Source organism: Synechococcus sp. BMK-MC-1, assembly GCF_014279955.1.
Classification (GTDB): domain Bacteria; phylum Cyanobacteriota; class Cyanobacteriia; order PCC-6307; family Cyanobiaceae; genus Synechococcus_C.
This window is the reverse complement of record NZ_CP047939.1, coordinates 1,830,189-1,853,335: the sequence shown is the minus strand read 5'-3', so window position 1 is coordinate 1,853,335 and position 23,147 is coordinate 1,830,189. Positions and strand designations below refer to the sequence as shown.

The following is a 23,147-nucleotide window of genomic DNA, read 5'->3' as shown; positions in this document are numbered from 1 at the left end:
AACCTACGGAGCTTGTTCGATGTCGTCTCGACGACACCCCTGGATTCGTTACGGCGCGTCAGGGTTCGTTACTTGCCGCAATGAAGCGGGCCTGGCACGGCCCGCGCTGGCCCACTGCTTCAGGGTGTCGAGCTGTTCGCGGGCCGTGCGCGCCAGGGGCACCAGCTGGGATGCAGCCTTGATCAGATCGCTTTCGTTGAGCTCCCGGCGCTCCGCAAAGGCGAGGTGCATCGCTTCGATGACCACCTGCTCGAGCTCGGCGCCGGAATAGCTCTCCGTGCGGTCCACCACGGTGGACAGGGGCAGATCGAGTTGCGGCCGTCTGCGCTGGAGATGGAGGCTGAGGATGCCGCAGCGCTCCTCTCGCGATGGCAGATCGAGAAGGAAGATCTCGTCAAAGCGACCCTTTCGCAGCAGTTCGGGGGGCAGGCGCTCCACACCGTTGGCCGTGGCCACCACAAACACAGCGGAGCGTTTCTCGGCCATCCAGGTGAGCACCGTGGCCAGAACCCTCTGACTGGTGCCGCCGTCGCTGCGGCCGTCTTGGCCGAAGCCCTTGTCGATTTCATCAATCCACAGCACACAGGGCGCCATGGCTTCGGCGCGCAGGATCATGTCGCGCGTGCGTGCCTCGCTGGCCCCAACCAGCCCTGAGAACAAACGGCCCACATCCAGTCGCAGCAGGGGCATCGACCAGCTGTGGGCAATGGCTCGGGCGGTGAGTGATTTTCCCGTTCCCTGGGGACCAACCAGCAGCACACCCCGCGGCAGGGGCAGTCCGAAACGCCGTGCCTCGTCGCTGAAGGCGCGGTGCCGCTGATCGAGCCAGTGCTTCAGGGTCTCCAGCCCACCGATATCCGCGGGCGTGGCATCCGTGTGGCAGAACTCCAGCACCTCGCTGCGGGCCAGAGAAAGGCGTTTCTCCTCGAGCACATCGCTCAGATCGTCGCGGCTGAGGCAGCCCCGCTGGGCTAGGGCCTTGGCGGCCACATGCCTCACCCTGGCTTCGCTGAGTCCACAGCAGGCATGGGTGAGCTCCTCCAGCACGTCCTCCTCGAGGACAGACCCACTGGCTCTGGCGATGTTGCTCAGCAGCGTCCGCAATTCCTCCTCTCGAGGCAGGGGCAGATCGAGAAGGGTGAGCGCTTCGTCGAGGTCGGCAGGGGGCGTCCACTGGCCGCAGCTCAGGATCAGGGTGTGGGGAGTGGATCGCAGCTCGCTGGCCAGATTGCGCAGCATGCGTGCGATGCCCGGGTCATCGCAGAACCGATGCACATCCTTGAGCAGCAGCAGGGTGGGGTCGTTGCTCGACCGTTCCTTTAACCACTGCAGAACCGCCATCGGCTGCCGAGCCCCCAGGGCCTCCTGGCCGAGAGCACCGCGAAGTCCGCCAACAAAATCCCAGCGGGCCAGCAAACGGTCGCCGAGACGGTCACTGGCCTGGGCCAGGAGGGCCTCCACCCTTTCTTCCTCGTGGCTGCGGATCCAGATCAGGGGGGTTCCCGAGCGGATCAGGAGATCCAGCTGACGGCTCCAGGATTCAGTCATCGGGTTGGTCGGACGGTGGCTGCATGGAAGCCTGAAGATCCCGCAAAGCCTGCCAACGGGGATCGTTCAGTGGCGTTGGTGGTGTGGAGGCTGCTGGGGTGCTGGTCTGCAGGGGGGGGCCTGGGCAGTGATCTCCGCAGAAGTTGACCACCGACATCTGCAGACTCAGTTGCTCAAACACCCAGCGTTCAGGCTCGAAACGTCCCCGTGGGTCCAGACACTCCATCAGGCCTTCGGGGACTGCCGCATCCAACTCTGGAGTGCTGACGTTGGCATCGGAGGGATCCGAACCAAGCCAGATCAGTTCGCGATTCTCGACGTTGAGTTCCTGATTGAAGTGACCAAGGCAGCGGTCACAGCGCAAGCAAATGATGGTGCTCAGGGACCCTTCAACCTCAAGGATGTTGCCGCGGTGTTCGGCGCAGACGCGCCCGCGGATCGGCGTGAGGCTTGCAAGCTCGTCGTGGGTTCCATCTACCTCCCAAACCCTGGGTTGACCCAGGGCCTGGAGCTCTCGCAACGCCACCGGCTCCAGGCCGGGAATCATTTGTTTCCGCCTTTGGGTTCAAAGGGCAGGCGGCCGGCCTGGGATCCACCACCGGCCGTGGCGGTAGCAGGGGTCTGGGCCTGCTGTTTCATCTGGTCATCCAGGATTGCTTGCAGGTTGTCGGGAAGTGCTTCGCGGGTGAGCAGGAAGGTCTGCAGGGCCTGGAAGATATTGGCGATCACCATGTAGAGCAAAACGCCGGCCGGCAGTGGGAAGAACAGAAACATGCCAGTGATCATCACAGGCGTGATCTTGTTGGCCGTGGCTTGCTGGGGGTTGGCCGGCATGCCCATGCCCGACAGGAGCTGGGAGATGAAGAGGCTCAAGCCGAAGGCACCCACGAGGATGGCGATGTCCCAGTTGATGGATCCTTCGGTGTAGAAGCCCACTTGGCCAAGGGCCTTGATGAACAGAAAGCCGCTGCGTGCTGCCAGTCCTGGGATCTTGCCCTCAACCGTGGCATCCCCCGGGGCCAAGGCCTGGATGGTGCCGTCGTCAGAGACGGACACCACCGATTCCCCTTTGGTCACCGACCAGCTGGGAAGGAAGGACTGACCGTTCTCCACGTCGCTGAGAACGTTGCTGAAGGGTTCTCCGCTTTTTGTTTGGAGCTGAATCTGAACGTTCTCTCCGGCGCCGATCTTGGTGCCACCGGGGAGGCTGGCAATCACGGGCACGTGATCGGTTTCCGTCACGAAAATCGAGTGACTGGCGCTGTTGAACGGTTTGGGATCAACGGCGGCGATCTGCTCGGCAGGCAACACCTTGAGATTGAGGGTGTAGGGGACGTCGGCGAACGGTGATCCCCGCAGGGTGGCGAACAGGGCGAAGAGAATCGGCATCTGCACCAGCAGAGGCAGACAGCCGGCCAACGGGCTGCCGAATTCCTTCATCAGTTTTCCCAGTTCCTCCTGTTGCTTCTGAGGGTTGCTGGCAAAACGGGCCTTGATTTCGGCTTGGCGTTTCTGCATCACCGGCTGGGCAATGCGCATGCGCCGGGCGCTGCGAATGGAACCAGCGCTGAGAGGGAACAGTGCCAGGCGAATGACAACCGTCAGCGCCACGATGGCCAGTCCGTAGCTCGGAACCAATCCATAGAAGAAATCCAGGATTGGCAGGAGCAGATTGTCGGAGATGTATCCGATCACGATGGCGTTCCGCGGTGTGGTGAAAGGTGATGCCAGTGTGCAACAGCGTCGCCGCTCTTGCGGTGCTGCCGGGCGTCAGGCAGCGAAACCCTTGCTTGAGGAGTCGTCGAGCCCAGCCTGGCTGGGCTTGTTGCCCGTGGGACGGGATTGGATGCGCTCCAGGATGTAGGTCTCGACCTCTCGGAAGCGAGGCAGCGAGCGCATTTCCAGCCTTGAGCCATCGGTGAGAACCAGCACCATGTCTCCCCAGGCGCCAAATCCTCTGGGCACGCAACGCACTTCGCTGATCTGGCTGTAAACCACCTGGCTGCGGTCACGCCCCATCCAGCCCCCACTCACGGAGACTCTGCGGCTGGTGATGTTGAAGCGGAGCCAGAGGGCCCGCACAACAGCCCCGATGGTGAAGGGGAGGCCGATGAGCGTGAAACCAAGGAGAAGGTTGATGATCAGGTCCCCCTTGGCTGGACCTCCTTCGTAGAAGGTGTCTTCCTGAATGGACTTCGTCATGGCTGGAGGCCCGCCTCTTCAAGCAATTTGTCGCATTCTTCCAGCAAGTTGGCTTCATCGGCGTCAGCACCGGGCCGAAGACTGAACAGCAGCCACACATCGCTGTGGGTTGAGCGCGCTTCGAGACGCAGGCGAAGGTGGTCGTGCAGCAGACGCCGGAGACGGTTGCGCACGACCGCTCGTTTGTGCACCTTGCCGCTGATCACCACAGCGATCCTGCAGCTCTGAGGCTGCGTCTGCGTCAACAGCCCGTGGGTGTCGCGACGGAGCAGTTTTGCGTTGCTGGGCGCTTTGCGCAGCACCATCCAGGTGCCGTAATAACGCTTGCCACGCCTGTGCAAGTGGTCAAAGCAGCGATGGCCACGCAAACGCATGGAAGCGGGCAGAACCATCGCTAACAGTGTGCTGGAGCCGGATCAGACGGCCAGGCGACTGCGACCACGCTTGCGGCGGGTGCGGATCACGCGGCGGCCGGTATGCGAACGCATGCGCACGCGGAACCCGGAAACGCGCTTGCGCTTACGGCTCGTGCCACCGAGGGTTCTTTTCGTCATGAATCTGTTCCGGCGTCCGGCTTTTTCTCAAGAGGAGAGTTTATCAGGGAGGGCTCAGTCGATATCGATCAACCAGCTGCCGAGATAGCCGGCCACGGGCACATCGCCAGGGGCCTGGGCCAGCGCGTTGAACTGATACATGCCCTGAGAGTTGGGATTGAAGATGTTCATCACCACGGCGTAGGTGCCTCCTGTGGGGATCGGGGAATCGGGGAACACCTCAATCGCGGTTTGCTTTTCGTTCACCTCGAACACAGCGGGCAGCACCTCCTTGCAACGGCTGCGGGAGAGAACGCCGCCAAGCTTCATCTTGCAGAGCGAGAGGTTCTTGGGCTGAATCCGGGCGTTGAAATAGCTCGGCACCGTGATGCTCAGCTTGAGGATGGCGGTCTTGCGATCCTTCGGCCTCAGCATGAAGAAGTACTCGGCCCGCTCGAGTTGCTGCGTGCTGCTCTGCACGAAGTAGAGCTTCTTGTAATCCTTCGAGCCATCCCAGCGAAATTCAAGCAGTGATGGGGTGTTCTGGGCCCGTGCGGCTGGAGGTGCGGCAGGGAGCAGAAGGCTTGCAGTGCCGATTGATCCGGCAACGAGTGCGGCGGCGACACCAGCACGGCGGGGGGTTAGTCGGAACAGGCTTCGAGTCATGGAATCGGATGGCTTAAGGCGATGTCGCCGTGGGACGTGTGTGAATTGTCCTGAGAATTGCGCGTTGATCGGCCCCTCGAGGGTCGGCCCTTCAGCTGTCAGCTGTGACCGGATCTGTCAGGCCGCAGGCGCGCCGCGCCGCGCAGATAGGGGTGATGGAGTGGCTGATCCCCTGGAAGCCAGGCGTGAGCCAGCAAGCGGATGCAGCGAGCGAGATCGCCATGAACCGCCATCTGCTGCACATCGAGCAAGGCGACGGTGTCCCAACCGGCACGATGCCGAGCCGTTGCGGCCGGGAAACAGGCATCGAGATCAGTCGTCACCGAGAACGTCACCGAGACGAGTTGATTGGGTTGCAGCTGGTTCTGCTCCATCAGGGCATCCACCAGTTCAGCCACGGCGTCGCTGATGGAGGCGGCTGTGTTGTCTGAACTGGTGGTGGCTCCGCGCAGGCCGCGCAGCTGCAGGGGAAGGGTCATGACCGGTGCATCCAAAGGAGTTGACCACTCAGCTCCAACTCCGCACTCAGCCGTTGCTGGACGGCGCTGAGCAATGCGGAGCCCGGGAGTCCCTGGAGCAGGCTTTTGCGCGGCTTCCCGAGGGTCACGGGCTTGCAGCGTTCCTCATCCAGATCGGCCAGTCGGGCCGCCAGAACCCTGGCCTGTTCTTCATCGCCAAGCTCATCAACCAGGCCAAGCTCCTTGGCTTGCGCACCGCTGAAGACTCGGCCGTCGGCAAACGCCTTCACCGCATCGGGCTCCAGGCCGCGGCCCTCAGCAACGGCCGCGACGAACTGGTCGTAGCTGCTGTCGATCAGGTCTTGCAGCAGCTGCCGCTCATCGGCACTGAGGGCCCGATCCGGAGAAAGGATGTCTTTGTAGGCACCACTTTTTACGGTTTCGAAGCGGATCCCGATCTTGTTCAGGAGCTCCGACAGATTGTTGCCGCGCAGGATCACGCCGATCGATCCCGTGATGGTGCCGGGATTGGCCACGATCGTTTCGGCTGCGACGCCCACGTACACCCCACCGGAGGCGGAGATGTTGCCGAAACTGGCCACCACCCGGCAGCCTTTGGCGCGCAATCTCAGCAGGGCGGCATGGATTTCCTGGCTGTCGCCAACCGTGCCTCCGGGGCTGTCGATGCGCAGCAGCAAGGCAGGAAACTCCCGCTCCTGCACCTCGCGGAGCGCCTTGAGAACCCGCCGGCGGGTGGACCCGCTAATGGCTCCTTCGATGGCGATTCTCGCCATGCGACGTCTGGATTTCCGGCGCCACGGCCACACCATGACTCTCCGTTCAACTCGCCGGATCTTAAAAAGGACCCTGTCGGCCCGAATGTATGTCCTCCCTGCAGCGCGGGCTGTTGATGGTTCTGCCCTTCGCCTTGTGGGGGACGGCCATGGCTGCAATGGCTCCCCTGGTGCATTCCGGAGGGCCAGCGCTGGTGGCCTGTCTCAGGCTTCTTCCAGCTGGTGCTGTTCTGCTGATTGCCGTGCCGTGGCTTGGTCGTTCTCTGCGCATCGACCCTGGCGATCGCGGCTGGTTTGTGCTGTTCACCCTCGTGGACGCCTTCTTGTTTCAGATCTTTCTCGCCAAGGGAATCGAAGGCACAGGTGCAGGGCTCGGGTCGGTGTTGATTGATTCCCAGCCCTTGATCGTGGCGCTGCTGGCGCGCTGGCTGTTTGCCGAATCCATCAATCCATTCGGGTGGCTCGGCTTGGCGCTGGGACTGGCCGGAATCGTTTGCCTCGGGGTCCCCGCTCCCTTGCTCAACCACTGGTGGCTGGAGGCCGACCTGGCGTCCTGGGAGTCCGGATGGCAGTCCGGGACCGGCTGGATGTTGCTGGCTGCTCTCACCATGGCCCTGGGCACAGTGATCAGCCGCTTTGCCTGCCGTCGCAGTGATCCAGTGGCCGTGACCGGCTGGCACATGGTGGCGGGGGGCATTCCCTTGCTGATCTGGCACGGACTCGATCCGGCCACCTCCATGCTCCCTCCCTGGACCGGCCTGGACTGGGCTCAAATGGCCTACGCCTCCATCCTTGGCAGTGCCTTGGCCTACGGCCTGTTCTTCTGGTTCGCCAACCGTGAGGATCTCACCGGATTCACCACCCTGGGCTTCCTCACCCCTGTGTTTGCCCTCGCTTCAGGGGGGGTGCTGCTTGGAGAACGCCTGGCGGGCCTGCAATGGCTTGCCGTGTTGCTCGTGTTGGCGTCCGTGCTGTTGGTCAGTCAGCGGCAGAAGCTCTGGGATCCGCTGCTGCGCGCCGCTGTGCCCCAGCCCGGAGACTTGAAGGCATGACGGAGCGTCCTCTGCATCTGGTGCTGGTCAGCACTCCGATTGGTCAGCTCGGCAGCGGGCGCGGTGGTGGCGTCGAACTCACCCTTGGCTCGGTGCTGCGTGGCCTGGTGGGCCGCGGCCATCAGCTGTCGCTTGTGGCACCGGAGGGGTCGCGCTCGCCAGTGCTTGATGACGCGGTGCAGGTGCATCCCTGCAAGGGAGTGGATCAGCCGAGCTGGCAGCATGCCGATCGCGGCGCTCCGATGCAGATCCCCGATGACGGGGTGCTCCCCCGCCTTTGGGAGCGTGCCCTGGATTTGGGCTCCCAGGCTGATGCTGTGCTCAATTTCGGTTACGACTGGCTTCCCCTCTGGCTGACGCCCCATGCCCCTGCGGCCCTGTTCCATCTGGTGAGCATGGGGTCGGTTTCGCAGGTGATGGATCGCGCTGTGGCGGCGGTGGCCCGTTGGGATCAGCGGCGGCTCGCTTTTCACACCCGCCGTCAGGCCCAGGATTTCGACCTGGTCGCTCCGCCTGAGGTGGTGGGCAACGGGTTTGATTTGTCTCGCTACGACCTTCAGCTCGCACCATCGGGTCCCTTGGGTTGGGCCGGTCGGGTCGCACCGGAAAAGGGGCTGGAGGATGCGGCGGCCGTGGCTGCGGCCCTCGGGGAAACGCTGCGGGTTTGGGGTCTGGTGGAAGACCACGCCTACGCCCAGCGTGTTGAGGCCGAAGTGCCGCCGGGCACGATCGAGTGGTGCGGCTTCAAGCCCACTGCGGAGCTTCAGCGAGAGCTTGGGGCCTGCCGGGCGCTTCTCAACACGCCTAAATGGAATGAGGCCTACGGGAATGTCGTGGTGGAAGCTCTGGCCTGTGGCGTGCCAGTGGTGGCTTACGACCGCGGAGGTCCCGGGGAGATTGTTCAAAACGGTGTGACGGGCTGGCTTGTTCCCCCCGATGACCGCGACGCCCTAACCCGCGCCACGCAACGGGTTGCTGCCATCGATCGTCGGGCCTGTCGCGGCTGGGCGGAGCAATGGGCGAGTCAGGACGCTCTCGCCATGCGCGTGGAAACCTGGATTCGCCGGGGTCTGTCGCCGATGGATGGCACCATCGTCCGATGACAGCGGATCGGCTTCAAACGATTGAGCCCTCGCCCCAGGTGCGGCGCCGAGGGCTCTGGTGCATCCTCGTGCTGGCTGTGGTGATCTTCATCTGGCAGCTGGGAAGCACTGGATTGGTGGATGAAACGCCACCTCTCTTCGCGGCATCCGGTCGCGCCATGGCCGAGACCGGCGACTGGTTGACCCCCCGGGTGAACGGCCTACCGCGTTTTGATAAACCGCCCCTGGTGTATTGGCTGATGGGGCTGACCTACAGCCTGCCGGGTTCGGCGTCATGGGACCCCCTCGGCACCTGGGCGGCGCGCTTGCCCTCGGCCCTGGCATCGATGGCATCCATGCTCATGCTGGGTGACACGTTGCTTCGCTACCCGCTTGCGGGTGATGCGCACCCGCGGCGGACGGCGGTGGCTGCTGCGTTGGCCTTTGCGCTCTCCCCTCTGGTGTTGATCTGGAGCCGCACCGCTGTGAGCGACGCCCTGCTCAGTGGCACCCTGAGCCTCAGCTTGCTTTGCCAGTGGCGTTGCTACGCGAGTGGGTCCACGCGGCGCTGGTGGCTCGCTTGGGTTCTGCTGGCGCTTGCGGTGCTCACCAAAGGGCCCGTGGCGGTGGTGCTTACCGGGATCACCCTGAGCCTTTATGCCCTGATTCGCAGGGATCTTTCCGGACTATGGCGGCTCCTGCGCCCCATCCCCGGCTTGCTGATCACCGCTGCGCTCAGCCTGCCCTGGTATGTGGCCGAGCTGGTGGTGGAGGGCCAGCCCTTCTGGGACAGCTTCTTTGGTTATCACAACCTTCAACGCCTCACGAGCGTGGTCAATGACCATCTCCAGCCCTGGTGGTTTTTTGGCCCGGTGCTTGTGGTGGGGTCGCTCCCGTTCACGCCCCTGCTCCTGCTCGGCCTTGCCCGCTGCCTGGGCGCGTTTCGGGGCGGAGGATCCCGCCTGCAGATGCCAGCTGCGCAGAGCCTGCGCGATTTCGCGGGTTGCTGGGTGTTGTCAGTGCTGATTCTGTTCACCCTGGCGGCGACCAAACTGCCCAGCTATTGGCTGCCGGCCACTCCCGCCGCTGCCCTGGTGATCGCCCTGACGGCCCAGGCACCCTCACTCAGGAAGCGTCCACTGCTTCTGTGGATGTGGTTCTTCACCCTGATGCTCACCGCCGTGCTTGCGGCGGGTCTCTGGGTGTCGCCCCTCTGGATTCCACTGATTCAGGATCCGGAGATGCCCACGCTTCCCGCTGAGCTCCTGGCCAGTGGTCTGGTGCTCAGGGCGGCTGTTTGCTTCACGGTGGCGGCCTTGCTTGGCCTGATCACCTTGCTGCGGACCACCGATGGCCGCCTGCTCGCTGTGCAGGGGCCATTGGTGGTTTTTCAGCTTGTCGCGCTCCTGCCGATGATCGAACTCGGCGATCGCGTGCGCCAGCGTCCCGTCCGCCAGGTGGCTGGAACGGTGGTGAGCCAACGGCGACCCGGGGAACCCGTGGCGATGATCGGCGTTCTCAAACCCTCACTGCACTTCTATACCCGTCAAGTGGTGCTCTACGAGGGCAAATCGAAATCGGCACTGGTGAATCTGGCGGATCGACTCAGCCATGAGCAGCGCCAGGGATTTCAAGGCATCCCCCTTAACGATCCCAACAGTTCAGACACGGTGCTGGTGGTGATTGATGAACGCACCGCCGATCGAGATCACTGGCAGGGTTTGGCTCCTGAGATCCTGAGCCGCTCGGGGATCTATTCGCTCTGGCGAGTGGATCGCAGCCGGCTTGAGCAGCGCTCTGCAGCGCTGCGGGCGCGTGGGGTCGACCTCACCTGGAGGGATCCAAGGCCAGAGCGCTACTGATCAGCGCCGTTGGCCACCTGCGCGCCCAGGTCAGCGCTTCTGCAGAAGCTGCAGTGCCCCCAGTAGGCCATCTCTCCCATCGGAGCCGGTGATCCGCAGCGCGGGCAGGTGGCCATTCCATGCACATCCGATCGGCTGGGATGGCGGTTCCACTCGTCGAGAGGGTCCCCTTGGTCAGAGCGGCGGGCCGTGTGGTGCTGGAGGATGCGCAGATCGCGCACGGGGTGCCCGGCGCCGCGGATGGCAGCAAGGAGTTGAAGCTTGCTGTAGAGCAGAGCCTGGCGCCACTGGGGGTGGCTGGCTCCCACGCTGAGCACCCCTTGTCTCAGGGTGAGGGGCCGGCAGTGTTCCGCCAGGGAGGGGCCTGCCAGTTTCGGCCAGTCCTGCCATAGCGCTGCCATCGAACCGTCCTGACGCCATTGCTGGTTCAGTCGGTCCAGGCATCCCCGGATCGACTGGGCCGGCTCAGGGGGTGCCGGCATCAAGAGCTCACCCTTGCCGAAGCGGCGTCGCTGCGATTTCGGTGCCCTTCCCATGGCCGATCTGAGATCGATCTCGTGACGATAGAGAGGATTGGCGAACCCTCTCGCTAGCCTCTGACCACTGCTAGCCCGGATCCATGGGTTTCTTTGATCGGCTGAGCCGTCTGGTTCGCGCGAACGCCAACGCTGCAGTTAGCAGCATGGAAGATCCCGTCAAGATCCTCGATCAGTCGGTGGCTGATATGCAGGCTGACCTGGTGAAGCTGCGTCAGGCGGTCGCCATGGCCATTGCCAGCCAGAAGCGCCTGCGCAACCAGGCCGATCAGGCTGAAACCCAGTCGCGCACTTGGTACGAGCGGGCTGAACTGGCGCTGAAGAAGAACGAGGAGGATCTGGCCAGGGAAGCCCTGACCCGCCGCAAGACCTTCCAGGAAACCGCCACCTCCCTGAGCAATCAGGTGAAGGCCCAGGAGGCGCAGGTGGAGACCCTCAAGAAGAGCCTTGTGGCTCTCGAGGGCAAGATCGCTGAGGCGCGCACCAAGAAGGACATGCTCAAGGCTCGTGCCCAGGCCGCCCAGGCGCAGCAGCAACTGCAGAGCGCTGTGAATGGCATTGGCACCAACTCCGCCATGGCCGCTTTTGAGCGGATGGAAGACAAGGTTCAGTCGATGGAAGCCACCAGTCAGGCGGCGGCTGAGTTGGCTGGAGCAGACCTGGAGAGCCAGTTCGCCGCACTGGAAAGTGGCAGCGATGTGGATGATGAGCTCGCGTCGTTGCGGCAACAGCTTCAGGGCGGGCCTGAGGCGGTGGCCCTTCCCCAGGCGGATGACAAGGTGCAGCCGGTGAAGGTGGCCGAGGTGGACCAAGACCTTGAGGAACTGCGGCGATCCATCGACAAGCTCTGATCGCCTGAGCAGCCCCTTCTGTCCATAGGATCAGGGTTGTGTTGTTGTCTTGCTGTGTCAGCTGCTGTTTCCGACTACACCGATGCCGGATTTGATCAGGAGGTCCTGAAGGCATCCGGAACAGTGTTGGTGGATTTCTGGGCGCCCTGGTGCGGTCCCTGCCGGCTCATGGTGCCTCTGATGGACTGGGCGGCCGAAACCTATGCAGGGCGTCTGCAGGTGGGAAAGCTGGAAGTGGACGGCAATCCCGCAACCCGCGATGCCTACCAGGTGCAGGGCATTCCAACGTTGATCCTCTTCCGTGATGGTGCGGAGATCGGCCGTCATGAGGGGGCCATTGCCCGACCTCAGTTGCAGGCGTTCCTGGATGCTCACCTCTGAACGCCTGGCCCGGCTGGGCAGTGGTGTTTTCGACCGCAATGATCGCCGCAAAGCGCAGTACTGCCTTGGTGATCGTCATCCCCAGCAGCCGCTGATCGATCTGTCCTTGGGGTCGACCGATCTGGCCCCACCCGCTGAGGTGATCGCGGCCATGGCCACGGCCCTTCAGGAACCCGTCAGCGCGTCCTACTGCCTGCATGCTGGAACCGAAGCGTTTCGCCATGCAGCGGCGGCTTGGTGCGAGCGTCGCTTTGGTGTGGCCGTGGATGCTGAAACCGAGGTGCTCCTGTTGGTCGGGTCCCAGGAGGGAACCGCCCATCTGCCGATGGCCGTTTTGGATCCTGGCGACAGCGCCTTGATCCTCGACCCTTCCTATCCCTCCCATCGCGGAGGCCTTGAACTGGCGGATGCACGAATTCACACCCTGCCGCTTCAGGCTGAGAGGGGATGGGCTCCCGACTTTTCCGCACTCACAACGGAGCAGTGGAGGCAGCTACGCCTCATGGTTCTGGGCTTCCCCCACAACCCAACCGCCTGTACAGGAGATCAGACATGGCTTGATGAAGCGATGGCCCACTGCCATCGCCATGACCTCGTGCTGGCGCATGACAATCCCTACGTTGATCTGGCGCTCGAGGGTGAAGCGCCCGCTCTTCTGCGCTGCCCCCATTGGAAAGAGCGGGGAATCGAGTTCTTCTCCCTCTCCAAGGGCTGGTGTCTAGGGGGATTCCGTCTGGCCTTCGCCGTGGGGGCTGCACCGCTGATCAGTGCTCTCCGTCAACTCAAAGGAGTGGTGGATTTCAATCAGTGCCGCGCCTTGCAGCAGGGAGCGGTGCTGGCGCTGGATCGCCACGCCGATTGGCCTGGATCCCTGCGCCCTGTTTACCGGCAACGCCGCGATCGCATGCTGAGCGCCTTGGCAGGGATCGGCTGGTCGGTGCCTGAGCCCTCCATGGCCCTGTATCTGTGGATGCCGCTGCCACCCTGGGTTCATTCCCGGGGCTGGAGTGATGAACGGCTGGCCGCTGAAGTGCTGGAGCACTGCGGCGTAGCGCTCACCCCTGGGTCAGGCTTCGGAACTGCGGGAGCTGGCTGGCTGCGACTGGCCCTGGTGCGGCCTGTGATGGAGCTCGAAGCTGCTGTCGACCGGCTTGCACCCTGGTGGGCGCTCCAGAGCTGATGCGGCCGTTGGTCCGAGGAGGTGCGCCCGTTCTCAGGGATCTGCGCCGTCGCGGCAGCTCGCACTGGAGGCTGAGGCACGTGCAGGTCTGCACCAGTACGGAACTTGAGCTGGTGCGTTGGTTGGAGCGCCAAACCTGGAGCGGTGGTCAACCCCGGGCTGTGTTCGCCACCCATCAAACCCAGAGTCACGGCCAGCACGGACGGGTGTGGCTGGCGCCGCGGGGAGGGCTCTGGCTCAGTGCGGCATTGCCCTGGCCCCATCCGATCCAGGCCACAGGATTGTTTGGTTTGGTGGTGGCCCTGGCGCTGGCAGAACAGCTCGAAGCCCAGGCTGTGCCGGTGTGCATCAAGTGGCCCAACGACCTGCTGGTGCACTCCAGAAAGCTGGCGGGGATTCTGCCCACCTTGGTGTTTCGCGGCAGTCGGGTCCGGCAAGCCCGCATCGGGATTGGACTCAATGTGTGCAATGCCGTTCCCTCCGGTGCCGTGGCCCTGAAGCAGCTGTTGCCCCGTGGGCGCTGCCGCCTGCGGAGCTGGCAAAGCGCGGTGCTGCAGGCCCTCGACCGCTCGATGGATCTCGCCGGCGACCCCGCGTTTGTGGTGCGGGAAGTGGAGCGTCGGCTCTGGAGCGATCGGGTGCGCGACCCCCGCAGTGGCGACGATTGGCAGGTTCAGGGGCTGGGTCTGGATGGACGCCTGCTGCTGGCTCAGGGCAACCGGACCTGCAGCTGGACCCGGTGGGGTGACAGCCAGGGCAGAAGTGTCTAAGTTCTCGCACGATGAGATCGCTTCGATCCGTTGGCTTTTCGCTGGCTTGCTGCACCGATCCTTCTCATGCTGCCGCTGGCACCCGAGGTTGAAACGCCGGTGGCACCTCCACTGACGTTTGATCACTCCCTCGACGCGCTTGAGCAAAATCGTGTGATCACCCCCCAAGAGCGACGGCAGATTGAAACGGGATCGGGCGTGACACGCCCGATCGATGTGCCCGCCTTTCAGCAGGCTTGCCGTACGGGCGCCCTTTCGAAGCAGGAATGCAGTGAGGGTGTGGCTGTGCGTGGTCGAGATCGACGCCGTGGTGCCCGTGTGGTGCTCAACGGACGCGATGGACGCTTCAGTGGTTTGCGACGGCGCAGTGCGGATGGTCGCCCGCTGCCGCCCATCTCCGTTCCGGTGTCAGCGCTGCTTGCTGGCTCAACGGCTGGCTTCCGCCTTGAATCAGTGTTTGCGGTATCTCCCCGTCCGGCTGCGATCCCTGGCAACGGCAACCGCAAGCTTCTGTTCCCCATTCTTGGATCGGCCATCACAACCAGTGAATTCGGATGGCGCATGCACCCCATCGTGGGGCAATGGCTGATGCATGCAGGCAAGGATTTTGCTGCTCCAGAAGGGACGCCGGTTGTGGCAGCCCTGTCAGGAACGGTTCTGAGCAGTGGCCTTGCGGGGGGATATGGCATCGCTGTTGAGCTCGATCACGGCAATCCGTCACGGCGGACGCTCTACGGACACCTTTCCGAGATCTATGTGAAAGCGGGCCAGACCGTGCGCCAAGGTGAAGTGATCGGGCGTGTCGGCAGCACTGGCCTCAGCACCGGACCCCACCTTCACTTCGAACTGCGCCGCCCCGACGGTGACGGTTGGGTGGCGACCGATCCCGGCGATCTCGATCTCAATCCACTCACCGCATCGGGGGACGATGCGGTGTCGTTGCTGGTTGGCCAGCTGATGAACAGTTTGGAAAGGCCGGGCGCCTCAGCGTCAGGAGCCTGAAGCGCTCGTCTCCTCTCTGAGGATGAATCCCACCCCTCGCACGGTGTGAATCAAGGTGGGAAGGTCTTTTGACTCCACCTTTTGTCTCAGATAGCGGATGTAAACATCGAGAAGGTTGTCGTCGCCATAGAAGTTTTCTCCCCAGACTCCGCGCATGATTGCAGCGCGTTCCAACACCTTGCCCTGACCGCGCATCAGGAAATTCAGCAGTTCGTACTCCTTGACTGAGAGCTGAATCATCCGTTCACCGCGGGACACATCCCTGGTGATGGTGTTCATGCTGAGGTTTCCAACGCTGAGGGTTTCCGGTTGTGGCCCATCACCATTAACGGCCGCAAACGTGATCGCGCGGCGTTGCATGGCCCGCAACCTGGCCATCAATTCCTCGATGGAAAAGGGCTTGATGAGGTAATCATCCACGCCTGCATCCAGGGCCGTGACCCGATCGGAGATGTCGTCATGCCCCGTGAGCATCAGGATTGGGGTTGTGACACCACTGGTTCGAATTCTTTGGCAGATGTCGATGCCACTGAAATCGGGCAGATTCCAATCCAAAACAATCAGATCTGGGCCAGGTGTTTCGCGGGCATGGAAGAGGCCTGATGCGCCATCGGAGGCCACAACTACGTCATATCCTTCCACCTCCAGCTCCATCTTGAGAAGGTCCGTTAATCGGGCTTCGTCATCCACCAGAAGGATGCGAATGGATGGAGCAGGAGCAGCTCCCATGCGAACCATTTCTGTTGCCATCACACCTTAATCAGGGGTGATGGCCAGGACCTGTTGTTGGTTCTGGGATCTCCCAGCGTTCCACCTGCCCGTCCCGGAAATGGGCCACGCGCTCAGCGCGGGCGGCCACATCGTCCTCATGGGTGACCAGCACCACGGTGATGCCCTGGCTGTGCAGGCTGTCAAACAGATTGAGAACGTCGTCTGTGGTGCGCGAGTCGAGGGCCCCTGTCGGCTCATCGGCGAGCAGGAGCGCGGGTTGATTGATGATCGCCCGGGCGATGGCCACCCGCTGCTGCTGACCTCCAGACAGTTGATTGGGTTTGTTCTCAAGGCGATCCCCCAGACCGACCCGCTCCAGGGCTGCACGGGCGCGATCCCGTCGCTGGTTCACATCAATGCCGGCATAGATCATCGGCAGCATCACGTTCTCCATGGCGGTGGCATGGGGAAGGAGGTGGAACTGCTGGAACACGAATCCCAGTTCCTGATTGCGCAGATCGGCGAGCGCATCATCATCGAGCTGCTCGACCGCATGGCCATTCAGGCGGTACGACCCGCTGGTGGGCCGATCGAGGCAGCCCAGGATGTTCATGGCGGTGCTCTTGCCGGATCCGCTGGCACCCATCACGGCCAGGTAATCCCCCTGCAACACCGTGAGGTCAAGACCATCCAACGCACGCACCTGGGTGTCTCCGGAGCCATACACCTTCTCGACAGCCCGCAATTCCGCGACGGGTCGGCGTTCGGATGGGCTGGTATCAGCCAAGGGATGATCCGTTCACACTGGCGATCGCCTGTTGCAGCAGGGGGGTACCGGCCACCGCATCACTGGCCCACTGGAACAGGGGATTGGAGAGAATGCCGCCCACTGCTGTCACAACAACACAGGCCACAAGGGCAACGCGCAGGGGAGGGAGCCCAAGGGTTGACCACTGCACAGGGGGGTAGGCCTTCACTGCGTCGGACGCCTCCTGGGGCTCTTTCACCACCATCATCTTGATCACACCGATGTAGTAGTAAATCGAGATCACCGAGGTGATCAAACCAACCACCACAAGCAGGTATTGGTGGTCAGCCCAGCCGGCGAAGAAGAGATAGATCTTGCCGAAAAAGCCGAGCATCGGAGGAATTCCCCCAAGGGAGAGCAGGCACAAACTGAGTCCGAGCGTGATCAGTGGATCCTTCTGATAGAGGCCCGCGTAATCAGCGATCCGATCGCTGCCTGTGCGGATCGAGAAGAGGATGATGCAGGCGAAGGCGCCCAGGTTCATGAACAGGTAGGCCGCCGTGTACAGAACCATGGCGGCGAAGCCATCTTCGGTGCCGCACACCAGGCCGATCATCACGAAGCCCGCTTGGCCGATGGAGCTGTACGCCAGCATCCGCTTCATCGAAGTCTGGGCCAACGCCACCACGTTCCCCAGGGTCATGCTGAGCACGGCCAGCACGGTGAACAGCAGTTTCCACTGCGTGTCGAAGCTGCCGAAGCATCCCACCAGCAGCCTCAGGGCAAGGGCGAAGCCAGCAGCTTTCGAACCCACGGAGAGGAAGGCGACCACAGGCGTTGGTGAGCCCTCGTAGACATCAGGCGTCCATTGGTGGAACGGGACGGCAGCGATCTTGAAGGCCACTGTGGCCAGGACAAACACCAAGGCCAGGGCGGCCAGCGGGGTGGGGCTGGAGAGGAGTGCCTGCCCGATCGCTTCCAGGCTGGTGGATCCACTCAGGCCGTAGAGCAGGGAGGAGCCATAAAGGAAGACCGCGGCCGCGGCCGATCCCACCAACAGGTATTTCAGAGCGGCCTCGGAGCTGCGGGCGTCGCGCTTCATGTAGCCCGACAACAGATAGCTGGCGACGGACAGGGTTTCCAGCGACACGAACACGCTCACCAGATCCGTCGCTCCGCAGAGCAGCATTCCGCCGAGGGTTGCAGCCAGGAGGATGCCTGCGTACTCACCAACGGGGGTACCGCTCTGTTCGGCGTACCGCCAGCTGATCATCAGCGACAGCAGGGTGGAAAGCGCCACGACCGCCCGGAAGGCGATGGCGAGGTGGTCGGGAAGGAAGGCGCCGAGGAAGGAGGGTTCCAGGGGGGCATTCCATTGAAGCGCCAGCAGCAGGAGCGCAGTCCCCAACCCCGCGTAGCAGATGGGGGGAACCCAGCGCGTGGAGACCTTTTCGCCGGCCAGATCCACCAGCAAGGTGGCCAGCATGGCGAGCAGAACCGCACCCTCCGGTGCAACAGCACTCGCATTCAGCGAGAGATTGAGCAGCTCACCAGGAGCTGCCAATGCCGGGGTGGTTAGAAGCAGAGCACCCATCTCGGGCATGGCGCGCGCAGGGCAGAGCAATAGGGGGGACTGTAGCGGCGTTGCCGATCGGGCTTGAGATCATTGGTGAATTCGCTGCAGCCGGTGCGGCGGTGCGATAAAGAAGGGGACGGTTATCGGCCCGCCTGTGGCGCACACCCTGGTCATCGTTGAGAGCCCTACCAAGGCCCGCACCATCCGTGGATTCCTGCCCAAGGCCTTCCGGGTGGAGGCGTCCATGGGCCATGTGCGTGACCTTCCGAACAACGCCAGCGAGATTCCTGCGGCTCACAAAGGGCAGAAATGGGCCAATCTCGGTGTCAACACCGAAGCCGACTTCGAGCCGCTCTATGTGGTGCCGAAGGACAAGAAGAAGATCGTTCGGGAGCTCAAGGATGCGCTGAAGGGAGCGGATCAGCTTCTGCTGGCGACGGACGAAGACCGCGAAGGCGAAAGCATCAGTTGGCATCTCCTGCAGCTTCTGGCCCCCAAGGTGCCTGTGAAACGGATGGTGTTTCACGAGATCACCAAGGAGGCGATCGGGCGCGCTCTTGATCAGACCCGGGAGCTCGATATGGAGCTCGTGCATGCCCAGGAGACCCGTCGGATCCTCGACCGATTGGTGGGCTACACCCTGTCGCCATTGCTGTGGAAGAAGGTGGCCTGGGGGTTGTCCGCAGGCCGCGTTCAGTCGGTGGCTGTGCGCTTGCTGGTGCAACGGGAACGGGCCCGAAGGGCGTTCCGAAGCGGCAGTTACTGGGACCTCAAGGCCGCGCTGGAGAAAGCTGGCACGCGTTTTGAAGCCAAGCTCACCCACCTCGAGGGGCAGCGCATTGCCACCGGCAATGATTTCGACGAGAGCACCGGTGGTCTGAAAGAAGGCAGCAAGGTGCGGCTGCTCAGCGAGGAGGAAGCCCGCAAGCTGTCCGCCGCTGTTGAGGCTGCGGACTGGAGCGTGACGGCCGTGGAGGAGAAACCCACGGTGCGTCGTCCAGTGCCGCCCTTCACCACCAGCACCCTTCAACAGGAATCAAACCGGAAGCTGCGGTTGTCGGCGCGGGAGACGATGCGCTGCGCTCAAGGGCTCTATGAGCGGGGCTTCATCACCTACATGCGAACGGATTCGGTGCATCTGTCGGATCAGGCCATCAGCGCAGCACGCAGCTGTGTGGAATCCCGCTACGGCAAGGAGTACCTCAGCAAGTCGGTGCGCCAGTTCAGCACCAAGTCCCGCAATGCCCAGGAAGCCCATGAAGCGATCCGCCCCGCCGGCGAGAGTTTCCGAGCTCCCCAGGAGACGGGCCTGGACGGGCGGGATCTGGCCCTGTATGAGCTGATCTGGAAGCGCACCGTGGCCAGTCAGATGGCTGAGGCGCGTTTGACCATGCTCTCGGTGGATCTCAACGCTGCCGACGCCGTGTTCAAGGCCAGCGGCAAGCGCATCGATTTCCCGGGATTTTTCCGTGCCTATGTGGAGGGCAGTGATGATCCTGATGCGGCCCTGGAAGGCCAGGAAGTGCTGCTCCCCTCGCTGAGTGTTGGCGACGCACCATCCCTGAAGGAGGTGGAAGCTCTCGGCCACCAGACCCAGCCACCAGCACGGTTCAGCGAAGCGTCTCTGGTGAAGATGTTGGAGAAGGAAGGCATCGGCCGGCCCTCCACCTATGCCTCGATCATCGGCACGATCGTGGACCGTGGATACGCCACCCTGCTGAACAATTCCCTCACCCCGAGCTTCACCGCCTTCGCGGTGACATCGTTGCTTGAGGAGCATTTCCCTGATCTGGTGGATCCGGGGTTCACGGCCCGGATGGAGAACACCCTCGACGAGATCTCCCATGGAACCGTGCAATGGCTTCCCTATCTCGAGGGGTTTTACAAAGGTGACCAAGGGCTTGAATCCCAGGTTCATCAACGGGAAGGGGATATCGATCCCGGTGCCTCCCGCACCATTGATCTCGAAGGCCTGCCGTGCGTGGTGCGGATTGGTCGTTTCGGTGCCTATCTGGAGTCGAAACGCGTCGGAGACGATGGCGAGGAGGAACTGATCAAGGCCACGCTGCCGAGGGAAATCACCCCCGCGGATCTCGATGCCGACCAGGCGGAATTGATCCTCAAGCAGAAGGCCGATGGCCCTGAAGCGTTGGGCGAAGATCCCGAAACCGGCGACCTGGTGTATTTGCTGTTCGGGCAGTACGGCCCTTACGTGCAACGCGGGCAGGTGAGTGATGAGAACCCGAAGCCCAAGCGAGCGTCGCTGCCCAAAGGGGTGAAACCTGAGGACCTCAACCTCGACGACGCGCTTGGCTTGCTGCGTCTGCCGCGTTTGCTTGGCGAGCACCCTGATGGCGGCAAGATTCAGGCAGGCCTCGGTCGTTTCGGTCCCTACGTGGTGTGGGACAAGGGCAAAGGCGAAAAGGACTACCGATCGCTGAAAGGCGATGACGATGTGCTGGCCGTTGGCCTGACCCGTGCCCTTGAGCTGCTGGCGATGCCCAAGCGTGGCCGCGGCGGTCGCACAGCCCTCAAGGACTTGGGGAAACCGGAGGGAAGCGAGGAGACCATTCAGGTGTACGACGGCCCTTACGGCTTGTACGTGAAGCAGGGCAAGGTCAATGCTTCGCTGCCTGAAGGCAAGGGTGCGGACGACATCACCCTCGAGGAAGCAGTCGAGCTGCTGGCCGCGAAGGCTTCAACGAAAAAATCAAGCAGTCGCAAATCCGCGGCTGCCAAAAAGCCGGCGGCGAAGAAACCTGCCGCCAAAAAACCAGCGGCGAAAAAGCCCCCGGCCACCACCAAGTCGGGACGGCTCCGGGCGAGTGCGGTGCGGGTGATCCGGCCCGCTGATTCCTGATGACCCTGAGGCTGCTCCCCGGGGTACTGCTGGCGTTGATGCTTCTGCAGGCCTGTGATGGCACGCCGTTCGGCCAACGGCTGTCGGACAGTTTCGACGATCCAACCTCCCAGCCGGCAGCAGAAGACGCACCGCGACCCGTTCAGGTCAAGGCCGAGCAAGGGACAACCGAGTCGGAGAAGGACAAGCCAGAGGAGGACAAGCCCGTGAAGGCCGATCCAGTGGCTGATTCAGACCAAGAGGATCCAGGCACGGCTGACTCCCTGGACAGCAAGGCGGTGAACAGCCAGGCAGGGGTGTCTGAAGCCAATCCTCCTCGCGCCACCAGCGGGCGCACGCTGCCGTATCGCATCACCATCCGACTGTCGTCGGCGGATCCAGCCGCACCGGCTGAGGGCGTCACCGAGGCCCTGCGCAAGGCCGGAATTGGTTTTGAAGTGGAAACCATTGAGAAAATCTCCACGGCCCAGCCGGCTGCGCCCATGGATGACCGATCCGCTGCAACGCCCTGATGCCTCCAGCTCTCAGCCACCGACAGGCTCTGCGCATGATGGAGTGCTCGTATTTGGCGGCCGCCGCTGCTCTGATCTGGCTTGCCCTCTACTACCTCCCAGTGGGTGGCTCACTCTTCCGGCTGGCTCTTCCCCTGCCCCTGGCCTTGTTGACGGTGCGTCGCGGTGGCCGTGCGGGCCTCGAGGGACTGGCGGTCTCGATTCTGTTGCTGATCGCCTTGATGGGGCCCGTTCGAGGCCCCTTGATGCTCTTCCCCTATGGATTGCTATCGCTCTGGCTGGGCTGGTGCTGGCAGCATCGGCAGAGCTGGTGGATCAGTTGGGGCTTGGGTGTGGTGATCGGAGCCGCTGGTTTTTTGGTGAGAGTCGTGGCTCTCTCCTTACTGGTGGGTGAGAACCTCTGGGTGGTGATCACCCGAGCTGGCGCCGGGCTGCTCGATCGCCTGCTTGAGCTGCTTCAGCTCCCGCTCGCGCCGGATTTGCTGTTGGTGCAAGTCATGGCCCTGGTGCTGGTGGTTATTCAGCAGCTGATTTATGTGCTGGCCCTCCATGCCTTGGCCTATTGGATCTTTCCCCGGCTGAAGGCTCCAGTGCCAGAGCCGCCCCGTCTTCTGCATGGTCTGGTTGCCCTCGATCCCCTCTGAGCTCCCTGCCGGCTGTCGACGGTTGACAGGGGTATCCCCGGGAGCCGGAGCCACAGCCCTACGCAACCGCTGGCAATCCCCGGCGTTACCCACGCCGGACTGTTTGCTGGTGCTCGCCTCCACCCGCTCCGCTGAGGTTCCAGGGATCTCCGCTGCTGGATGCACGGCAGCAGCGCGTCGCACCACGGCTCTCGCCGATGCCGAGCTGCTGATTCATGGCCCGGGTGTGCCTCCGCGCTGGCCGCTGCCCCCACTCCCTGCAGGCGTGTCACCAGCGTTGATCAGCAGGGTTGTTGCCGAAACAATCCCGCTCAATCTCCAGGTGGCAGCCCTTGGGCTTGCGATTGAGCCTCCCTTCCCCCATCTTCGCTTCGAGGCCCCGCGCCATGGTCCTGCGCGCTGCATCAGCGGTGGTGCCGCGATGGACCCCGAGCGAGTGGACCAGCTGATCCACCGGGGGACACGCATGGGCCGCAACCTGCGCAGGCCCCTGGTTTTGGCGGAGTGCGTGCCGGGTGGGACCACAACGGCGCTGGCGGTACTCACGGGCCTCGGTCTTCCTGTGACCCAACTCGTGAGTGGAAGCGCTCTGCATCCACCGATGGCGCTCAAGCAGGAGCTTGTCGCAGAGGGGCTGTCGGCGATCGCGCCTGGCACCACTGATCCGCAGGCGCTGCTGGCGGCAGTTGGGGATCCTTTTCAGGCGCTCACGATGGGTGTGTTGCTGGGGGCGGTGGAGAGGGATCAACCCATCCTCCTGGCCGGAGGCAGCCAGATGGTGGCGGTGCTGGCTCTTGCGTTGGCAGCGCTGCCAGCACACCAGCGGCAACTTCTCTGCCACAGGGTGATGCTGGGGACCACGGCATGGTTGGCGACGGAATCGTTGGAGTCAGCGACCGGTTCCTCCTCCCTCGAAGCCCTGCTGCTTCGCCTTGAACAGCACTTCGGCATTGCCTTGGAGGCCTATGCAGCGGGGTTGCGGTTCTCCCACAGTCGCCATCAACAATTGCGCGACTTTGAATCCGGTTACGTGAAGGAAGGGGTGGGTGCCGGGGGGCTGGCCCTGCTGGCGGCCTTGCGCGGGGTGGACCACGGCACGCTGCTGCAGGGGTGTGACGATGCGATGGATCGGTTGCTGCAGGCCCAGGGTCGGCGTCCGCCCGCCCCTTAGCTTCGGGT

The 23,147-nt window shown here is 63.2% G+C and carries 25 protein-coding genes; 12 read left to right on the top strand and 13 right to left on the bottom strand.

The annotated features are described in order from the left end of the window. Nucleotides 1–48: 48 nt before the first annotated feature. The 9 genes from SynBMKMC1_RS10375 to sppA all read right to left on the bottom strand — a co-directional run bounded on the left by SynBMKMC1_RS10375 (nucleotide 49) and on the right by sppA (nucleotide 6,237). Nucleotides 49–1,548 carry an AAA family ATPase gene (locus SynBMKMC1_RS10375; RefSeq protein ID WP_186471669.1) on the bottom strand — a complete coding sequence of 500 codons (1,500 nt, stop codon included), beginning with the start codon at nucleotides 1,546–1,548 and terminating at the stop codon, nucleotides 49–51. Then, a complete protein-coding gene (locus tag SynBMKMC1_RS10370) occupies nucleotides 1,541–2,095 on the bottom strand; it encodes a DUF177 domain-containing protein (RefSeq protein WP_186471668.1) in 555 nt (184 codons plus the stop codon). The genes SynBMKMC1_RS10375 and SynBMKMC1_RS10370 overlap by 8 nt, the downstream gene beginning before the upstream one ends. Next, nucleotides 2,092–3,243: a membrane protein insertase YidC gene (gene yidC, locus SynBMKMC1_RS10365; RefSeq protein ID WP_186471667.1), complete on the bottom strand. Its 1,152-nt coding sequence runs from the start codon at nucleotides 3,241–3,243 to the stop codon at nucleotides 2,092–2,094. Before yidC ends, SynBMKMC1_RS10370 begins: the two co-directional genes overlap by 4 nt. Before the next feature lie 75 nt (nucleotides 3,244–3,318). Continuing rightward, on the bottom strand, nucleotides 3,319–3,750 hold the full coding sequence (locus SynBMKMC1_RS10360) for a PH domain-containing protein (RefSeq protein ID WP_011933797.1): 432 nt from the start codon (nucleotides 3,748–3,750) through the stop codon (nucleotides 3,319–3,321). Then, on the bottom strand, nucleotides 3,747–4,142 hold the full coding sequence (locus SynBMKMC1_RS10355; RefSeq protein ID WP_186471666.1) for a ribonuclease P protein component: 396 nt from the start codon (nucleotides 4,140–4,142) through the stop codon (nucleotides 3,747–3,749). The genes SynBMKMC1_RS10360 and SynBMKMC1_RS10355 overlap by 4 nt, the downstream gene beginning before the upstream one ends. Before the next feature lie 24 nt (nucleotides 4,143–4,166). Continuing rightward, nucleotides 4,167–4,304, bottom strand: a complete 138-nt coding sequence (gene rpmH, locus SynBMKMC1_RS10350; protein ID WP_011128745.1) for a 50S ribosomal protein L34 — start codon at nucleotides 4,302–4,304, stop codon at nucleotides 4,167–4,169. Between the two features lie 54 nt (nucleotides 4,305–4,358). Next, nucleotides 4,359–4,949, bottom strand: coding sequence for a DUF2808 domain-containing protein (locus SynBMKMC1_RS10345; RefSeq protein WP_011933795.1), 591 nt, complete (start codon nucleotides 4,947–4,949; stop codon nucleotides 4,359–4,361). A gap of 98 nt (nucleotides 4,950–5,047) precedes the next feature. Then, nucleotides 5,048–5,428 (bottom strand): chorismate mutase, encoded by a 381-nt coding sequence (gene aroH, locus SynBMKMC1_RS10340; protein ID WP_186471665.1) that lies wholly within the window; start codon nucleotides 5,426–5,428, stop codon nucleotides 5,048–5,050. After that, the gene (gene sppA, locus SynBMKMC1_RS10335) at nucleotides 5,425–6,237 is read right to left on the bottom strand and encodes a signal peptide peptidase SppA (RefSeq protein WP_011933793.1); all 813 of its coding nucleotides are present in this window, start codon (nucleotides 6,235–6,237) and stop codon (nucleotides 5,425–5,427) included. The genes aroH and sppA overlap by 4 nt, the downstream gene beginning before the upstream one ends. A gap of 53 nt (nucleotides 6,238–6,290) precedes the next feature. On the opposite strand from sppA, the gene SynBMKMC1_RS10330 reads away from it, so the two are divergent. From SynBMKMC1_RS10330 to SynBMKMC1_RS10320, 3 genes are read left to right on the top strand one after another with little or no spacing between them, the layout of a single operon-like run. Continuing rightward, nucleotides 6,291–7,253, top strand: a complete 963-nt coding sequence (locus SynBMKMC1_RS10330; protein ID WP_186471664.1) for a DMT family transporter — start codon at nucleotides 6,291–6,293, stop codon at nucleotides 7,251–7,253. Continuing rightward, nucleotides 7,250–8,356, top strand: a complete 1,107-nt coding sequence (locus SynBMKMC1_RS10325; protein ID WP_186471663.1) for a glycosyltransferase — start codon at nucleotides 7,250–7,252, stop codon at nucleotides 8,354–8,356. The genes SynBMKMC1_RS10330 and SynBMKMC1_RS10325 overlap by 4 nt, the downstream gene beginning before the upstream one ends. Further along, nucleotides 8,353–10,197 (top strand): glycosyltransferase family 39 protein, encoded by a 1,845-nt coding sequence (locus SynBMKMC1_RS10320; RefSeq protein ID WP_186471662.1) that lies wholly within the window; start codon nucleotides 8,353–8,355, stop codon nucleotides 10,195–10,197. Before SynBMKMC1_RS10325 ends, SynBMKMC1_RS10320 begins: the two co-directional genes overlap by 4 nt. On the opposite strand, the gene SynBMKMC1_RS10315 is transcribed toward SynBMKMC1_RS10320, so the two are convergent. Continuing rightward, nucleotides 10,191–10,733: a DUF721 domain-containing protein gene (locus SynBMKMC1_RS10315; RefSeq protein ID WP_186471661.1), complete on the bottom strand. Its 543-nt coding sequence runs from the start codon at nucleotides 10,731–10,733 to the stop codon at nucleotides 10,191–10,193. The two genes, SynBMKMC1_RS10320 and SynBMKMC1_RS10315, sit on opposite strands and share 7 nt — an antisense overlap. An 83-nt stretch (nucleotides 10,734–10,816) precedes the next feature. On the opposite strand from SynBMKMC1_RS10315, the gene SynBMKMC1_RS10310 reads away from it, so the two are divergent. Genes SynBMKMC1_RS10310 through SynBMKMC1_RS10290 form a run of 5 tightly spaced genes read left to right on the top strand, consistent with a single transcriptional unit; the run spans nucleotide 10,817 to nucleotide 14,917 of the window. Further along, nucleotides 10,817–11,584 (top strand): PspA/IM30 family protein, encoded by a 768-nt coding sequence (locus SynBMKMC1_RS10310; protein WP_186471660.1) that lies wholly within the window; start codon nucleotides 10,817–10,819, stop codon nucleotides 11,582–11,584. A gap of 54 nt (nucleotides 11,585–11,638) precedes the next feature. After that, the gene (trxA, locus tag SynBMKMC1_RS10305; RefSeq protein ID WP_186471659.1) at nucleotides 11,639–11,965 is read left to right on the top strand and encodes a thioredoxin; all 327 of its coding nucleotides are present in this window, start codon (nucleotides 11,639–11,641) and stop codon (nucleotides 11,963–11,965) included. Then, the gene (locus SynBMKMC1_RS10300; RefSeq protein WP_011933787.1) at nucleotides 11,952–13,145 is read left to right on the top strand and encodes an aminotransferase class I/II-fold pyridoxal phosphate-dependent enzyme; all 1,194 of its coding nucleotides are present in this window, start codon (nucleotides 11,952–11,954) and stop codon (nucleotides 13,143–13,145) included. The genes trxA and SynBMKMC1_RS10300 overlap by 14 nt, the downstream gene beginning before the upstream one ends. After that, on the top strand, nucleotides 13,145–13,915 hold the full coding sequence (locus tag SynBMKMC1_RS10295; protein ID WP_011933786.1) for a biotin--[acetyl-CoA-carboxylase] ligase: 771 nt from the start codon (nucleotides 13,145–13,147) through the stop codon (nucleotides 13,913–13,915). The genes SynBMKMC1_RS10300 and SynBMKMC1_RS10295 overlap by 1 nt, the downstream gene beginning before the upstream one ends. Nucleotides 13,916–13,945: 30 nt before the next feature. Next, entirely contained in the window at nucleotides 13,946–14,917 is a 972-nt protein-coding gene (locus SynBMKMC1_RS10290; protein ID WP_186471658.1) for a M23 family metallopeptidase, read from the top strand. Here SynBMKMC1_RS10290 and SynBMKMC1_RS10285 read toward each other — a convergent pair. The 3 genes from SynBMKMC1_RS10285 to SynBMKMC1_RS10275 are packed head-to-tail and all read right to left on the bottom strand — an operon-like array spanning nucleotide 14,906 to nucleotide 17,979. Then, nucleotides 14,906–15,646: a response regulator transcription factor gene (locus SynBMKMC1_RS10285; RefSeq protein WP_186471657.1), complete on the bottom strand. Its 741-nt coding sequence runs from the start codon at nucleotides 15,644–15,646 to the stop codon at nucleotides 14,906–14,908. The two genes, SynBMKMC1_RS10290 and SynBMKMC1_RS10285, sit on opposite strands and share 12 nt — an antisense overlap. A 31-nt stretch (nucleotides 15,647–15,677) precedes the next feature. Next, nucleotides 15,678–16,415 (bottom strand): ABC transporter ATP-binding protein, encoded by a 738-nt coding sequence (locus tag SynBMKMC1_RS10280; RefSeq protein ID WP_011933783.1) that lies wholly within the window; start codon nucleotides 16,413–16,415, stop codon nucleotides 15,678–15,680. Further along, the gene (locus SynBMKMC1_RS10275; protein ID WP_186471656.1) at nucleotides 16,408–17,979 is read right to left on the bottom strand and encodes an NAD(P)H-quinone oxidoreductase subunit N; all 1,572 of its coding nucleotides are present in this window, start codon (nucleotides 17,977–17,979) and stop codon (nucleotides 16,408–16,410) included. Before SynBMKMC1_RS10275 ends, SynBMKMC1_RS10280 begins: the two co-directional genes overlap by 8 nt. A 127-nt stretch (nucleotides 17,980–18,106) precedes the next feature. Here SynBMKMC1_RS10275 and topA point away from each other — a divergent pair, with 127 nt between their 5' ends. From topA to SynBMKMC1_RS10255, 4 genes are read left to right on the top strand one after another with little or no spacing between them, the layout of a single operon-like run. Next, a complete protein-coding gene (gene topA, locus SynBMKMC1_RS10270) occupies nucleotides 18,107–20,812 on the top strand; it encodes a type I DNA topoisomerase (RefSeq protein WP_186471655.1) in 2,706 nt (901 codons plus the stop codon). Continuing rightward, nucleotides 20,812–21,324: a hypothetical protein gene (locus SynBMKMC1_RS10265; RefSeq protein ID WP_186471654.1), complete on the top strand. Its 513-nt coding sequence runs from the start codon at nucleotides 20,812–20,814 to the stop codon at nucleotides 21,322–21,324. Before topA ends, SynBMKMC1_RS10265 begins: the two co-directional genes overlap by 1 nt. Then, nucleotides 21,324–21,968 carry a DUF2232 domain-containing protein gene (locus SynBMKMC1_RS10260; RefSeq protein WP_011933779.1) on the top strand — a complete coding sequence of 215 codons (645 nt, stop codon included), beginning with the start codon at nucleotides 21,324–21,326 and terminating at the stop codon, nucleotides 21,966–21,968. Before SynBMKMC1_RS10265 ends, SynBMKMC1_RS10260 begins: the two co-directional genes overlap by 1 nt. Further along, entirely contained in the window at nucleotides 21,940–23,139 is a 1,200-nt protein-coding gene (locus SynBMKMC1_RS10255; protein WP_186471653.1) for a nicotinate-nucleotide--dimethylbenzimidazole phosphoribosyltransferase, read from the top strand. Before SynBMKMC1_RS10260 ends, SynBMKMC1_RS10255 begins: the two co-directional genes overlap by 29 nt. Nucleotides 23,140–23,147 lie beyond the last annotated feature (8 nt).